Raw genomic sequence first — 16626 nt, forward strand, 5'->3', positions numbered from 1 at the left:
TCATGATTGATATTTAGACAGCAAGAAGATTATAACTATGAAAAAAATTGCACTGGCTTCGATCATTACTCTGCTTTGTGGTTGCTCTGTTCAGATAAACGAATCAAATTTTATTGCTCAGGCCGAGACTGTTACGCCATATTCATCTGATTTTATTCACCAACTAAATGTGGCTACGCCTAATCACATCGTGAAGCATATAGTTGTGCCAGCAGAGCAAGGTGCAGTGACATTGCATGGTATACATTTGGACCGACCACACACCAACAATACAATATTGTATATACCCGGTAATGGCATGAGCGTTGAAAATGCAGCACAGAAGGCGTTACTCAACTTAGCAGAATATCATGCTGATATCGTTGTTTTTGATCGCAGAGGCCTAGGTGCAAGTAACGGTGTTTCTAAAATTGCCAGTTTGGTCGAAGATGCCCAAATGAGTTACGACTACGTCAAGAAGCAACTGAACGCAGATAGCGTGATTGTGCACGGCTTTTCTTTGGGGAGTTTCGTTGCTGCCCAAGTGGCAAAGACAAGGCCAATTGATGGGTTGATCATGCAAGGTTCTGCAACAAATATTCAAGAGTGGATAGATAAAGCAATTCCTTGGTATAAAAAAGTATTGGTTGACGTTCAAGTAGATGACGTCTTTTTTACCGTTGATAATAAAGACGTAGTGAGCAGGTTTTACTCAGGCCCTTTATTGGTAATTGGCGGTGGTGAAGATAAGCAAACGCCTGTTTCTTTGTCGCACGCATTGTTTTTGGCAAGCCAAAGTAGTGATAAAAAAATTGTGATATCTGATGAAGCAGGACATTATCAAATGTTTGATAATGAAAAGGTGAGGAGTACTTATAAAGGCTTTATAGAAAAATTATTGTAAGGTGTCATTAATCCGACAAATGAATACACGCATGTTGTCGATGCGAAATGGTTATTTTTCGTTGTAATAGTATGGTTGTATTTTAAAAAGTATATTTAATTTCTTATTTTTACCTGTGTGTAATATTATATTAGGTGTATTAAGTTTGGTCGCTATTATCAAAGGGCTATGCTTAAAAGTTCATTGAACTCAATAAAGCATGTTGAAAGGTTGCTAAGTCTGTCAAATAAATAGCTCATTTTTATGGCAAATATGGCCTTTCTCCTAAATTATTTAACTTATTCCGACTTGGCGATAGCAATCTATCTGACATTAAATGCCGTGTTTAAATGACTGCTACGGGCATTGTAGGGCTTTGTTAACTAATACACGGCTTAAGTTGACAAACGCTCTCTTGCAATCGTAGGTGTCAGGTTACAAAGCCGAGACTTGTACCACTTATACACTGAAGCCAGCTCAAAGTAAAAGTAACTCATATTATGAACAAATGAGATCTGCCTGACTATGAGGGTCCAGTATACATTGTTATACCCTCCACGGATGGTCTGGATTAATCATCAATACCGAAAAAAGTTCACACTCAATGTTAATGTGGTATGTCGCTCGTATGTATACCTAGCTGCTCGTAAACTACTCGCATTGTTTAAATATTGGTTATATAAGCTAAAAATAAGAAAATTTTTATTTTTATCTCTGCGCATTTAATTTAAAATACCTAGAATAGGTACTAAGGTTTGAATCGAGATTAATTCTTAGCCAAGTCCAGACATGTTTAAGCGCAATCGCTGAGTCATATCAAATGTCATTGCAATTATTCTGTCATGACTAAGCGCAATTTATCGCCTTGTTCTCTCAATCTCGGTGACCTATAAAATCGGCCATAGTGGCCTGCGAATCATTGCTCAAATTTATTTACTTGGTATTTTTTTGAAACAGATACTTTTATTATTGCTGTTGGCCAGTTCAACTGTGGTTGCTGCTGTACCATCAAAACCCTCTATAACAGGGCCTGCGTACCATATTTATCGTGGTACATATGATTATTCTTGGACTAAGCCTAGCGGAACCACTTATTTTGAAGTGCAAACCACATGGGCTGGAAGCACATCAACGAGTCGATTTACTAGCACCAGTTTTACAAAAACACATACTGACTTAGGCTACTACACTGCGCGAGTTCGGGCTTGTAACAGCAGTGGTTGTAGTGGGTGGAGTGGTTATGAGGTAAATCGGGTTGTAAAGCACTGGAAACCAAATCAAACCGTCACCAGCGGGCCATCCACCTCTTCTTCTGGTTCATTCACGCTTACATGGTCAAAACCTTGGGGTCATGGTATTAACAAATACATCGTTGAACGCTCAGACAATGGCGGGTCATGGCAGGTTGTATATTCAAGCTCTGGACAAAGCTTGTCTCAAAACTTAGGCAACGGTACCTACAGGTACCGAGTGGAAGTGTGTAATATTGATAATGTGTGTTCTGGCACAGGCCCGGAGCGACAAGTTGTTGTAAATATTCCACCACCCGTACCTAGTCGACCTTCAGTGCCTTACGTGAATTGGGATTTATACCACCCATATGGGAGTAGCATTCCTGTGTCTGTACCAAGCATTTCTGGTGCGACGTCATATTATATTTATAACGGCAGTTCAGAAAGCTCGCGGGCAGTTTCAAAGCAGGTGAGCAGCAGTGGCTGGACCAGTGTGCCATCGGTGGGGATTGGGTATAATTACCTCAGGATTGAGGCGTGTAATGCGTCTGGGTGTAGTGGTGAAGGCCCATCACAGCGCGTAAAAATTTTTGAGAGACCGTCCGCAGCAAGTGTCTCGGTAAGTTCTCACTTGCCATCAAAAAATGCGGCTGTCACCATCACGTGGAATGTGCCCAGTGGCACCATTTGGGAGCAAGCATACTTTAATGTTAAATGTCACACTGCGACAAACAGCCGTGTTTGTGACCAGCATATTCCACATCGTGGCAGTGAGAATAAGTCACAGTACTCTCATACATTTACCGCAGATCATGTGGGTGTTTACGACATAGAAGTGCGTACTTGTAATAAGTCTGATAGCTATTGCAGCACAGCAACTGCCCAAGTAACGGTGTTACCTCAAACCCATGGTAAACCACAATACAATTTGAACTGGGATATACATCATCCTATAGGCAGCGACATTCCTCTTGTGATCTCACAAGGTATTGATGGTGCTGATGCTTTTGATATTTATTATTACCCTGCAGGCAACCAGCCGAAATTCCTTAAGCGCGTACTTAAGTCAGATGGTAGCACCACAATCTCGGCATCGACACTGGGGAATCACACTCTTCAATTGGCATCATGTGTGACATCTCGTTCAGGCCAAGTTCGTTGTGGTAATTTAAGTGACAGCGCACGTATTGTAGTGTACGACAAGCCTCAGCCTGTTCAAGCCAGCATTGACAGCAACAACGTATTAAGTTTGACTCCACCAGCAGGCATGCTTTGGGAAAATGGGTACTTTAAGGTGCAATGCACCACGCCATCGGGTCAGCAAAGTTGTAATGAACAGATCGCTTATCGAGGTGATATGGCCCTGCCACTGGTGAAAAGTTTGAGCTTCAATGGCTATGGTCAGCATACTGTTACAGTACAAGCATGTAATGAAAATGAGCGCTATTGCAGTAGCCCAACGCATAAATATGTTGATGTATTGCCAGCAGTGCATGGTCACCCAAAATATAATGTTAATTGGGATTTTTATTACCCAGCTCAAAGCCTTATGCGTGTGAACTTGGCAAAAGGGGTTTCAGGTGCAACAGGGTTTAAAGTGCATTTAAATAAAGTCAATGCCCCAGACTCTGCAAAAACCGAGGTATACGTTAAGGCGACAGAACCACACGTTGATATTTTGATACCGGAGATTGCGCAGTATCACTTAAAAATGGCGACTTGCGTGGAAGGGGTAAACGGTCAACCTGTGTGCTCGCAATGGAGTCCTTCACAGTTAATCGTTGCTTATGATAAGCCTCAGCCGGTGTCTTGGTATTTCTCACACCCTGAATTCTGGAATGGCACTGTGCCTATTCCCGCGGGCGAACAAGTGACATTAAATTGGGCGCAACCTAGCGGCACCATCTTTGAAACCGCCTATTACAAATTTACATGTACGCCAGCTGGTGGCATTGGTGGATGTGATGGCACAGTGCGACAAGTCGGTGATAAAACGACCTACACCAAAGAGATCACACTATTAAAACCAGGCACATATTCTGTGAGTATCCAATCTTGCAATGAGTCAGAACGTTATTGTAGTGATCCACAACTTAAAACACTCAACGTACTTGAAGGTAAAACACACTTTACTGCTCCAGCTCACGTGTCCATAGGCACACCATTTGCTCTAAGTTGGGATATTCCAGCAGGTATGAGCTGTGCTCGTAACGGGTCGGTTTACACCAACAAGGGCAGTGAACAAGTGACCTTGTATAGCACTAAATCTGATTTGAGCTTTGAGTGTACGCAAAACAGCACGATAACCCATCAGGTTTTATCAACACAGATCCGTAAACTTGCAGCCCCTGTACTTAAGCAGCAATAAGCGTATTTGTGTGTTTTCGAAGGTCGTTAATAAAGACCTCGAGTTTAAAGTTATGTCTCTGTCTTGCTGTGCTTTTAACACGTAAGGTAGATAGAAGAAAAAGGCATTTAAATGCAGTTAAAAAATAAAACCATAGCACTGGGTGCGCTCGTATTGCTGGGCAAGTTCAATATTGCTCAGGCAAGTACGCCTGTGCAGTTTATTTTAAGTTGGGGTCAAGTGGCTAACGCGACACATTACTCCTTAGAAGAGCAACAGCTAGATGGTTCCTGGAAGTCAGTGACGCCATCTCCACTGACCGAGTTGTCCCGAGCCATTAGCAAGCAGACGCTTGGCAAGTACCACTATCGAGTTGGCGCATGTATTCGTGACGCAAGCAATGTGGTGCAGTGTGGTGAAGATGTTGGTCATTACAGCAGTGTGCTGACGGTAGATACTAGCAACTTGGGCGATCCTAACACGGTTGCTTTATTCCAGTCTAAGCCTGGCACAATTGAGTGGACCCCTGTGGCAAGCACACAACACTATAAGCTAGAGCGCGCTGTTTGTGCGAGTAACTGTGCCATAGAGAGTGAAATCACTTGGCAGCCAATATCAACTCAAGTGGGCGTGTCTTACACCATGGGTACCCAAGACACCGGGCCAAGAGCGTACCGCGTGCAAGCATGTTCAAATGGAACGACCTGTTCTCAGTGGAGTAATACGTTGCTCATTGATGTGGCGTCCAAAAAGCGAGTGATATTTATTCACACGGACCTGCTCGGCAGCCCAGTAACAGAGTCAAATTAAGAAGATTTGATTCATCAGTGCCTCAAAGTGCCCCTGTGTATATCACAACAGGCAATTGAAGCATGTACAAATGAAAGGCATTAGCGCCTTTAAAACAACACATAACAGGTTTTGGTTAAAGAATGTCTTTATTTCAACCAAAACACAGAGATAATTATCTAACGGAAATAGTGAATGAAGTTTAATTTACTCACGAATATAGTGCTGCTTGGGACTTTGCCCATGCAAGCTATGGCAATAGCAGATCCATCTAAATTGCCAGACTACGCGTACAATTATAAAGAGTACACAAATAACAGTACTGAGGTAAGTACACTTACAACGGACCTATTGGGCGATAAAGTCGATTTGGCAAATGGTGGGTTTAGTATTTCCCACACCGATTTAACTTTGAAAGTGAATGGCGGCTTAACTTTTGATATCACTCGAACGTTTGGAGATCCCGATGGCTGGTATCAGCAAACAAAAGAGTTTGGCGCTTGGAGTTTGAAACTACCTCATATTCGCTCAACTTTTGCTGAAGATGTTAATGGTGTTTATGCGAATACGTCTGCATGGAAAAAAGGTAACGCGTGCTCAGCCAATGTAGGTAGCACGCCTAGTATGAATTATGATGACTGGTCTGAACATCCAGATCCAACTCAAGTTAAGCGGATCCCTTACTGGTTGATGCGTGACCAGTATTGGAGTGGAGATTCATTGTCTTTAATGAATGAACCCACATACAAAATATTGGAGCAACCGCTTGGTGGTCCCAATGAAAATAACTTTAGGAAAACGACTAAAGCATCGCACAAATTTAGCTGTTACCAAACGAGCGCAGGCAGTGAAGGGTTTAAAGTAGAAAGCCCCAGTGGCATTACCTATCACCTAGATAACATGCGTATTATTAAAGCCCGAACCACACCTTATATGGGCGTTTTTACAGAACGCTGCGTTAAATTGGGGTGTTCAGACAGACAGCCGCCAAGTTTTGGTGGTGGCGATGCACCTAGCATGCCATCAGGCATTAAGGTCCAAAAATATCACGTGTTTATGCTGCCTTCTAAAATAGAAGATAGGTTTGGCAATACGATAGAATTTTCATACTTAGACAACGGTAGGATCGACAACATTGTAACGTCTGACGGCCAAAGAGTAGACTTTACTTGGAGCTCGACGGAGCCAAGAATTGATAAGGTCACCTTCAATGCCAGAGAGTGGTCTTACGATTATCGAATTTTAGCGTATTCAGATGCTCGTCGTTATAATTTATTAGAAACTGTCACACTTCCGAATAAGCAAACCTGGAAAATGGCATATGGCCACGATCAAATTTTTGACGAGGAGCGTTATGAAATTCCAGGCACTGATAATTTTTGTGCTGCTAATGAAGGGCAGAGGCTAGATAATTATATAACCGTCACACATCCAAACGGCACATCGGGCCAATTCAGTATAGAGGATCAGTGTAAGGGCCGCACGGGCGTGCCAAAAATATTGAAAGTTCATCCTCAAGGGTTTACCGAGCATGATGAAGTTTGGGTGCCTCATACCAGTTGGGCTTATTCCCTGATTAAGAAAACGTTGAGTGTAGCGGGTGAAACTAAACCACTGATTTGGTCATATGAATATACGGGCAGTGATGGCAGCTATGATACACAGCTGGCAGACCATACCAAAGTAACGACGGTTCGCAACCCAGACAACTCCTACACTGAAAGCCACTTTAGTCGAAAGTATGGCCGTACACTGAATAATTTGGAAAAAGAAAAAGTATTTTCTAATTCAGGCGTGTTACTGCAAGAAACTAGTTATGATTATCATTATGGGAAGTCACATGGTGATGACAGAGCATTTGTTTATATCCACCTCTCTTTAAAACCTTGGGATGCGCAGAGAAAGGATTTTACGTCAGACATTAATGTTGAAGTGAAATCGAAAAAAGTTACAACCTATTATGGTGCGAATAGCTCCCTATATTCAACAAGCATAACTGAGTTCAATGAGTATGATAAACCAACACAATTTAAGCTCACCAACCACAGTGATGCGAAGACAAAACACGTACGACTGACATATTTTCATGATGAAAATACGAATTGGCTAAACCAGCCGAGCAAAGTATTTGTTAGTGAACAGTCACTTGCCAATATTGATGTAAGCTCGTCCACTGATCTCGCAGCTTGGACGAAGTATGCGTCATTTCCTCTAAAAAACTCAGATAATATTAGCCGAGATATACAGTTACCAAGTACGCTTGAAGTACATGGCCAACTGAAAAAAACATATAACCAGTACCATGGTCATGGTGGCCTAAAAAAGGTGACTTATAACGATGGTACAGGCAATAGAACTATCGAATATGATAATTATCAACACAATGTAGCTCAGTTAATCACATTGCCAACCCGCTATGATGCAGGCAAGTTTATGTCGATGGAACGGTTGCTAGATGGGTATGGCAATATTAAAAAAATAACCAATCTTAACGGCGTGGTTACTCGATATACTTATGATGATATTGACCGGATCACAAGTGTCAATATGAGTGATGACCCCAATATTTCACATGCGTGGTTGGATACCAAGTTTACGTGGAACGATAGCGCAAGAACTCGAACTATCCAGCAATGTGAGCTGAGCACAGCCAACGAGTGTGTGGCTGGGACTGTTCAGTATAAAAATGTTGAGCACTATGATGGCTTGTATCGTTTAGTTAAAAAAGTAGAGACAGATTTATCTGAGCAAGCAGATGTAATTAACCCTACGCGTTATCAAAGCTTTGAATACGACTATAAAAACCAACCTACGTTTCAGTCACATGTCCGTTTTAATGATGATAAAACGTATGGTGTTACCACCGTTTATGATGCACTTGGAAGAAAGGAAAGCATTAAATCCAGTGGTATGGGTGAAACCTTGTTCACATATTTGAGTGGACATAAAATCAAAGTCACAGATCCAAAAAAACATGTCACGACGACAACTTATCAAGCTTTTGGGAGTCCAGCATACGAACTTGCAACTTATATTGAGTCTCCAGAATTTGTCATAACAGATATTCAGCGAGATATTTTTGGGCAAGTGCGAACTATTACACAAAAATCAGCTAATAGTGGAGCGACCCCTTTAAATGGTGTGGACGCGGTGACAGAGACGCGCGAATACGATGACCATCAAAACTTATGTTTAATCAAAAGACCTGACGTGGGCAACACCATTATGGGGCACAATGCCCTTGGTCAAATAATGTGGCAAAAAGCAGGCGTGGCCGATAACACTTGTGTGACAGCCGAGCCACAGGGCGCAACGCGATTTAAGTATGATAATTTGGGTGATAGCCACACAGTCACCTATCCTGACACAACACCTTCAGTTACATATACCCATGATAATGTCGGTAATTTATTGTCACTTGTTGCAGGCAGTGTGCGACATGACTATCAGTACAATAACCAAAGTGTATTAGAGCTTGAAAGGCTTTCAATTGATAACCAAATACAGTCAGAAATTGATTATGGCTATAATAATGCGCTTGCGCCATCGTATATTGCTTATCCTGATGGTACAACGGTGCACTATAGCCCAAACGGGTTTGGTCAACCAACCAGAGCCGTGACGCTTACAGCGCAAAATCAAGTTGATTTCACCATTGCAAAAAATGCGCGTTATCATGCCAATGGCACGTTACATAGCTTTGAATACGGTAATGGCATTAAACACACACTAGAGATAGACAAAGTCACGCAGTTACCTGAGCTTCTCAAAGACTCGGGCGCTCATGGTGATCTTGTAAACCTAACATACGGCTATGATTACAATGCAAATGTGACTTCCATCATTGATGGTGTCGACCCAAGTTATAGTCTTATATCTTTGGTATATGATGACCTTGATAGACTTAAGAATGTTACTGGTGGCACTGCGATAGGTAACAGCGCAATCAACTATGATGCCATTGGTAATATTGTTACTTATAAAGCGTCATCTCGTGACTTAACTTATTATTACAATGATCGCACGAACCTACTTGACAAAGTAACTGGTGAGGGCACTGACGGGAAATACTCTGTATTTTCCTATGACAGCCGCGGTAACGTAACAAGCAACGGCGGCTTCAATATGGATTATAACATGGCAAATCAGATGATTAGTGCCAAGGGAAATACATACCTATATGACGGTTATAACCGCCGAGTGAAGCAAAAAGATGGCAATGGCACCAGTTACAGTTTATATAGTCAAAGTGGTAAATTGCTCTATAGAGAGAAGGATACATTCTCGGGCGATGGTACAAACTTTATCTATTTAGGTGACAAGCTAGTTGCCAAATACGGCGACGCCACGCCATCACAGGACACGCGTCAGGCGTATCGCCCTTTTGGTGAGACAATAAATACACCAACGGATAGTATTGGCTATACAGGCCATAAGTTTGATACCGACCTAAACTTAAGTTATATGCAGGCACGATACTATGATCCAGTCATAGGTCGTTTCTATTCGAATGATCCTGTGGATACTTTAGGGCATTTTGAAGCTGGTAATGGAGCATTTGGCTTTAATCGATATGCATATGCTAACAATAACCCTTATAGATATACCGACCCAACGGGAATGGCGCCAGAATCATTAGAGGAATGGGGTAATTTGGCTGTAGGTACTTTGGGTGCAGTAGGCGCTTTAGGGGAAGCTGCTGCTGGAGTAGTTTTGACAGGAGTTGGGGCCGTCGATTTGTTAGCAGGTTCGAAAGTAGGTGGATCATTAGCAATAGCTGGGGGTATTTACTTAGTGCATGATTCAAAATATACTTTTGATAGTGCAAAAAATAAGATAAAAGACGCTTGGAATAATGAAACAGGCCAAAATAAGAGTTCTACACCTGAAGGACCTTTGCAATCGACCGCTCAAGATTTAGGGTGTTCAACTATTTGTGTGTCAGTAGCCGAATACATTGATAAAGGAATAGAAGCTGTAGCGGGGCGTGGTGCTTCTCAAGCAACTAATGGAATGACGTTAATTGAAGCTGCCAATACAGCAGGAGATGCTGCTTCTGCTGCTGATAAAATTCAAAAAATGGTTGAATAGCAAGATGAGAGGTAAGTTTAAAAATGATTCATGCGTTAATTTTGATCCTCATAGCTCTAGTAGGTAGTGCTATTTGCCTAGGGTATATACAAACAAAATCGCAATCATATGTTGTTACCTTTTTAAAAGGTAATAAACTTATGTTAATTTGCTTTTCATTGATTCTACTCATTGGTGTTTTTCAGATTTTGGGTCTGATTTAGTAATAGTGGACAAGATTATTCTAAAAAGGTCTTACTTTTGAATCTAAAGCTTCGCACTATGAAGTGACCCCATAAAGCTGGACTCATTTCTAAGCGGCTACCAAGGCCTGATTTCGATATGCTATCGGACTCAGGCCATTTAGTTTGAGCTTAATTCGTTTGTGATTCTAATATTCTATATATCCTTTAATGGCACTTACCAGCCCGGTAACACTTTTATACTCATAACCGTGGTACATTTCCTTTTCAATATGTCAAAAAATTTTCTGCTACGGTATTGTCTAGGCTGTTTCCTTTTCGAGGCATGCTTTGTGTAAGCTTGTTTTCAGCAATGAATTTTCTGGTCAACTGAATGTTGATATTGTCAACCTTGGTCAGAATGAATGAGCGGTCGTTCATGCCATGCCAACTGCTTAACAGTATTGTTTAATGTATCTGTCTCTGCCCCGATTTTTACCACAGCTCATGACTAGAATTATACCACCTCAAGATAGCTCATTGGAGTTTGCTCTCCAAGCGCTTTGTGAGGCCGTTCATAATGATAAATATCTAACCATTCATCTGTAATATCACGAACCTGCTGAAGTGACTCAAACAGATATAAATCCAATATTTCTGCTTGGTAGCTGCGGCTAAATCGCTCAACAACCCTGTTCTGAAATGAATTACATGGTTTAATCAGCTTAAGTTTTATGCACTTTTCAGTGTATGGGGGAGTTATATAGGACGCGACAAAACACTCGTCATCACACATAGTTTTAAATTAAAACGGCTGCTTATTTGCAGCCGCTTTAATTTTCTAACAGAAAAGCAATTATTCAATAAAGGAAATGAGCTTTTCTGCAATTTGTGTATTGTTTTGAGAGCCTATGAAGTGCTCACGACCTTTACCGTGGGCAAATACTTGAACGTCAATCGCAGTATGACCCCCTGTGGTCCAGCCGGTATAACTGGCCTCATTAATCAATTCATTGATAGCCTTGTACAGCGCTTTGTCACTTTCAGCTTTGGCTTCTTTAAGCGCTTGCGCGACTTCAGATGTGTAAGCTAGACCGGTAAGGGCAGTCCAGTCTTGTTTGATATTTTTGCTTGCTTTGAGCTTTTTAGTGATGGTTTTCACTGACGCTTTAACATTAGCAACAACGTCTCGCTCCCATTTATAGTCACCGTCAGCGCCCAGTGTTAATCCACCGGTAGAGTGATCTGCTGTGATAACTAACAGTGTATCTGGGTTGTTATCAACGTAGGCTTTTGCAAGCTCAATTGATTGGGCGAAATCATCCATTTCTTTCATCGCACAAGCAATATCATTTGCGTGACCGCACCAATCTATCTGGCTGCCTTCTATCATAATAAAGAAGCCTTCTTTATTATTGTCTTTTTCAAGTAAAGAAAGCGCTTTGTCAGTCATTTGAGTAAGTCTAAGCGGGTGCTCGTCGATTGCATGGGCCATACCTCGCTCGGCAAACAAGCCGATTGCTGGGATGCGGTTGACTGAGTCAAGGTTGCTGAGGTTGTCAATATATTGATAACCAGCTTGCTGGAATTCAGAGACGATATTTCGGTCTTCTCTTATAAAGTACTGCGTGCCGCCACCTAACATAAGGTCGACTGGCAGCTTCCCCGCAATTTTGACGTCTACGTAATCGTTGGCGATTTCATCATAGTTACGACGCGATTCGTTGTGTGCTGCAAAGCTTGCTGGCGTTGCATGGTTAATTTGGGACGTTGCAACAAGCGCCGTGGTCATGCCTTGTTCTTTGGCCATTTGCAGCATGGTTTTTAGTGGTTTCTTTTTTGTGTCTACTGCAATGGCGCCGTTATAGCTCTTTGTTGCGGTGCTCAGAGCGGTTGCACCAGCAGCACTGTCTGTCACAACCGTGTTATCGTCTGGGTATGTGTGTGCCATACCAACTAAAATTGAGTCAAATACTGTCGGCTCAACTACTTTTGTTGTTTTGTCATCTTTGTAGTATCGATACGCAGTTGTGTATGCTGGACCCATGCCGTCACCGATCATGTAAATGATATTTTTTGGTGCAGCGTACACTTGGCTTGTTGCCATCAGTGAAATTGCCGCTGCAACTGCCGAAATTTTGCGTGACATAGTTTTTCCTTTGAATTCCCGTGTTTGATTTAAACGCTACATGTCATAATTGAATTAATTATTTGCTTAGGCGTCTAGATTTTATCGCGTATGATCTTAACTAAATGTGTTTGTGAAGAATATCAATAAATGCTGATTAATAAAAAAAATGAGATGAAAGACCATAATAAAGCTGGCTTTGCTTGGCAACAGGTGGGAAGTGGCGCTCAAGCTGTCGTTTGTTTGCACGGTTGGCTAGATAATAGTAACAGCTTTCAACCGATGGCTGAGATGTTGAGCGAAGCAGAGTTAGACAAGTACACATGGTACTTGCTTGATTTGCCAGGCCACGGACGCTCTGCTTGGAGATCGGAGGATGCGCAATACTACTTCGTTGAGTATCTTTATGACGTCATACGCTTTATGACGGTTATTGATATAAAAAGCGCGCATTTTGTAGGTCATTCTATGGGGGCACTTATTGCTAACCTGTTGTCCAGCACTTTTCCGAACTATGTTCAGTCGTTGAACTTAATAGACGGTATCGGGCTCATATATCAAGGTCATCAACATGCAAAAGCCAATTTGATTAAAGCGTTTGAAGCGCGGCTAAAATTATCTAATCAAGATAAACGCTGGTTTGATGACAAGCAATCTATGATTAAGGCGAGGGCGAAAGTGGGTGATTTCGACGACACCATTGCTGAGACTTTGATGGCGCGAAATATACTTGAAGAGCAAGGTCGGTACACACTAAGCTCTGATCCAAAATTAAAGTTGCCATCAACGATAAGATTAAATCAAGAACAAGCAATGAGTTTATTAGATAAAATTTCAGTAGACACTATGCTTATCTTACCAGACGAAGGATATGCTCAAATGCGTGATAACATGAAAAAATTTCTTCCATGTTTTGATAAACTTAGCGTTTCCAAAGTGTCTGGGGGGCATCATTGCCATATGCAATATCCCCGTGAGATTCTGAATGAGATCATTAAACATCTTGAAAAGCAGGCGCTTTGTTGATTGTAACTTTGCTTTAAATATGGGAATATCCCTCAGTTAGAGTATTTACTCAATTGTTTAAGTGCCTTATTTGCTTTAAGGTTAATGTAAAAAAAGAACGAGAATACAGGAGCTAAGAGTGGAAAAAATCTGGCTAAAGCGCTATCCAGAAGGCATGCCGGCAACGATTGATCCAGAACACTACAACTCGCTGCTAGAATTAATAGATGAATGTTTCACCAATTATGCTCAGTTACCCGCTTATTCGAATATGGGCAAAACACTGACGTATAAAGACATTGATGAGGCAACTAAGTCGGTTGCAAGTTACATTCAAAACACACTTAAACTTGGTAAAGGCGATAAAGTTGCGGTTATGATGCCAAACTTATTGCAAACGCCAATTACAATTTTAGGTGTGTTGAGAGCTGGTTGTACGGTCGTAAACGTCAACCCGCTTTACACAGTTAGAGAATTAGAACATCAATTAAATGACTCTGAAGCCAAAGCTATTTTTATTTTGGCTAACTTTGCGAGCACGCTAGAAAAAGCATTACCATCAACGCCTGTTAAACACATCGTTTTAACTCAGATCGGTGATTTGCTGGGCGGTGTGAAAAAGCACTTAGTGAACTTTGTAGTTAAAAAAGTCAAAAAGATGGTGCCTGCTTACAACTTACCATCGGCTATCCCATTCGCAAATGTAATGAGTTCTGATCCTAATGGCTATAAAAAGCCTGAGGTGGGTCAAAATGACTTGGCATTTTTGCAATATACCGGCGGCACGACAGGTGTGTCTAAAGGTGCAATGCTAACTCACGGTAACATGGTAGCTAACCTTGAGCAGGTTTCTGGTTGCCTAGATAAAGTATTAGACAAAGGTAAGGAAGTTGTGGTGACGGCACTGCCGCTTTATCACATTTTTGCATTGACTGCGAATTGCTTAACCTTCATGAAATACGGTGGTCATAATATTCTGATCACCAACCCACGTGACATGGCGGGTTTTGTCAAAGATTTAGCTAAGTATCCGTTTACGGTTATTACAGGTGTGAATACGCTGTTTAATGGCCTATTAAATACGGATGGTTTTGCGCAGTTAGATTTTTCAAAACTGAAGGTGTCTTTAGGTGGCGGTATGGCCGTTCAGCGTCCTGTGGCGGAACGTTGGCAATCGGTAACAAACTCACGTTTATTAGAGGGCTATGGCTTAACTGAGTGTGCACCGCTTGTGACAATTTGTCCTTTAGATCTAGAAGGCTATAACGGTTCGATTGGTTTACCTGCACCAAGTACAGACTTAAAAGTTATCCTAGAAAATGGTGAAGAAGCACCTAAGGGTGAACCTGGTGAACTCCTAGTCAAAGGCCCTCAAGTGATGGCGGGTTATTATAACCGACCAGACGCAACGGCTGAATGCTTGCAGGATGGTTGGTTTGCAACGGGTGACATTGCAACTTATGATGATGAAGGCTTCTTCTATATTGTTGACCGTAAAAAAGACATGATTTTGGTTTCTGGCTTTAATGTCTTTCCAAATGAGATTGAAGAGGTGGTCGCAAGTCATGATGGGGTGCTTGAAGTTGCCGCTGTAGGTGTGCCTCATGAAGTAAGTGGCGAACAGGTCAAAGTTTTTGTTGTCAGAAAAGACCAATCTTTGTCAGAAAAAGATATAATAGCGCATTGTCGTGAAAACCTAACAAACTACAAAGTTCCAAAAATGGTCGAGTTCAGAGATGAACTACCAAAAACGAACGTAGGTAAGATATTACGTAGGGCGTTAAAATAATGAAAAACCGGCAGCAGCCGGTTTTTTTTCGCTAAAAGCGAAGGAGTCAATGTGCAGTACCAGTTTATTCAAAATCAAGCTGAGCTAGATGAGTTTGTTAATCTCATTTCTTCAAGTAAAATTTTAGCAATAGATACTGAATTTATGCGTCGTAGAACGCTTTATCCGGAAAGTGCGTTATTTCAAGTATTTGATGGCACGCATCTCGCTTTAATTGATCCATTAATTGACATGGACTTTTCAGCTTTATGGGCACTGTTTACTTCGCAAGAAGTGATAAAAGTTATCCATTCTCCTTCCGAAGACATTGAAGTATTTCAAAAGTTTGGCGGTATTGTTCCTTCACCGTTATTTGATACACAGTTTGCATTACAGCTTTTAGGCGAGGGGAATTGTGTTGGCTTTGCAAACATGGTTAAAAACCTGCTGGATGTAGAAATTGATAAAAGTATGTCGCGTACAGATTGGCTGAAACGCCCATTATCTGACAAGCAGCTAGAGTATGCTGCGGCTGATGTATTTTATCTTTTACCTTGTTTTGAACAGCTAATTCAAAAAATTAAGGATAAGCAGCTTTTTGATATCGTTATATCTGAAAGTGAATTAATTGCTAAAAAGCGCGCATTTAGAACACCCGATGAATACCTTTACCTGAATATTAAAAATGTTTGGCAGCTGAGAGGGCGCGATCTTGCGGTATTGAGAGAACTGGCAGCGTGGCGCATGAATAAAGCAGAGAAAAAGAACATCTCTGTTAATTTCATTTTAAAAGAGCTCAACATGGTTGAAATTGCCAAACGCCGTCCAAGTTCTCTGTCGAGCATGAGAAACATTCCTGAAGTTGAAGCCATGGAAGTAAACCGTTCTGGCAAAGAAATTTTAGCGTGTATTGAGGCTGGTAAAGCCGTTGCTGATGATGTACTACCTTCAAAAGTGAAAAGACTTATTGATTTTGCCCAGTATAAAAAGGCAGCCAAAGAGATTAAGTCAGATATTACGGATGTTGCTAAAAAGTTTGATTTACCAGTAGATGTGATTGCATCAAAAAAACAAATTAATCAGGTGATCAGTTGGAACTGGAAGCTTAGCGCTAAAGAGCGTGAAGTGATGATAAAACCGGACTTATTCCAAGGCTGGCGTAAGCAACTTATCGGTGATGCATTGAAAAAGTGGGAAGTCTAGCTTCTTGCGTTGGTAGAGCGAAGCAAGGGCTTCGCTCTAT

9 protein-coding genes and 1 pseudogene are annotated in these 16626 nt (G+C 41.5%); 7 read left to right on the forward strand and 3 right to left on the reverse strand.

Translation table 11 applies throughout. From position 1 onward, the window contains the following. The first annotated feature begins 37 nt into the window (after positions 1-37). From JF50_RS15940 to JF50_RS27660, 4 genes are all read left to right on the forward strand, one after another. On the forward strand, positions 38-883 hold the full coding sequence (locus tag JF50_RS15940; protein WP_039610412.1) for an alpha/beta hydrolase: 846 nt from the start codon (positions 38-40) through the stop codon (positions 881-883). Between the two features lie 927 nt (positions 884-1810). Beyond that, positions 1811-4462 carry a chitinase N-terminal domain-containing protein gene (locus JF50_RS15945; RefSeq protein ID WP_152614564.1) on the forward strand — a complete coding sequence of 884 codons (2652 nt, stop codon included), beginning with the start codon at positions 1811-1813 and terminating at the stop codon, positions 4460-4462. 111 nt (positions 4463-4573) lie between these two features. Continuing rightward, a complete protein-coding gene (locus JF50_RS15950; RefSeq protein ID WP_039610414.1) occupies positions 4574-5251 on the forward strand; it encodes a hypothetical protein in 678 nt (225 codons plus the stop codon). A gap of 174 nt (positions 5252-5425) precedes the next feature. Next, a complete protein-coding gene (locus JF50_RS27660) occupies positions 5426-10321 on the forward strand; it encodes an RHS repeat domain-containing protein (protein WP_039610415.1) in 4896 nt (1631 codons plus the stop codon). 292 nt (positions 10322-10613) lie between these two features. Here JF50_RS27660 and JF50_RS27905 read toward each other — a convergent pair. The 3 genes and pseudogenes from JF50_RS27905 to JF50_RS15970 form a co-directional block, all read right to left on the reverse strand. Beyond that, positions 10614-10775, reverse strand: a pseudogene (locus JF50_RS27905) (IS3 family transposase). A gap of 224 nt (positions 10776-10999) precedes the next feature. After that, positions 11000-11278, reverse strand: a complete 279-nt coding sequence (locus JF50_RS15965) for an integrase core domain-containing protein (RefSeq protein WP_052262363.1) — start codon at positions 11276-11278, stop codon at positions 11000-11002. 60 nt (positions 11279-11338) lie between these two features. Then, complete coding sequence (locus JF50_RS15970; protein ID WP_039610416.1) at positions 11339-12631, reverse strand: alkaline phosphatase; 1293 nt, start codon at positions 12629-12631, stop codon at positions 11339-11341. A 129-nt stretch (positions 12632-12760) separates the two neighbouring features. On the opposite strand from JF50_RS15970, the gene JF50_RS15975 reads away from it, so the two are divergent. The 3 genes from JF50_RS15975 to rnd all read left to right on the forward strand — a co-directional run bounded on the left by JF50_RS15975 (position 12761) and on the right by rnd (position 16586). Then, positions 12761-13636, forward strand: coding sequence for an alpha/beta fold hydrolase (locus tag JF50_RS15975; RefSeq protein WP_052262364.1), 876 nt, complete (start codon positions 12761-12763; stop codon positions 13634-13636). A 118-nt stretch (positions 13637-13754) separates the two neighbouring features. Continuing rightward, positions 13755-15404, forward strand: a complete 1650-nt coding sequence (fadD, locus tag JF50_RS15980) for a long-chain-fatty-acid--CoA ligase FadD (RefSeq protein WP_039610417.1) — start codon at positions 13755-13757, stop codon at positions 15402-15404. Between the two features lie 51 nt (positions 15405-15455). Beyond that, a complete protein-coding gene (gene rnd, locus JF50_RS15985) occupies positions 15456-16586 on the forward strand; it encodes a ribonuclease D (protein WP_039610418.1) in 1131 nt (376 codons plus the stop codon). Positions 16587-16626 lie beyond the last annotated feature (40 nt).

Origin of the sequence: Pseudoalteromonas luteoviolacea (assembly GCF_000814765.1) — a bacterium.
In the GTDB taxonomy this organism is placed as follows: Bacteria; Pseudomonadota; Gammaproteobacteria; order Enterobacterales; family Alteromonadaceae; genus Pseudoalteromonas; species Pseudoalteromonas luteoviolacea_H.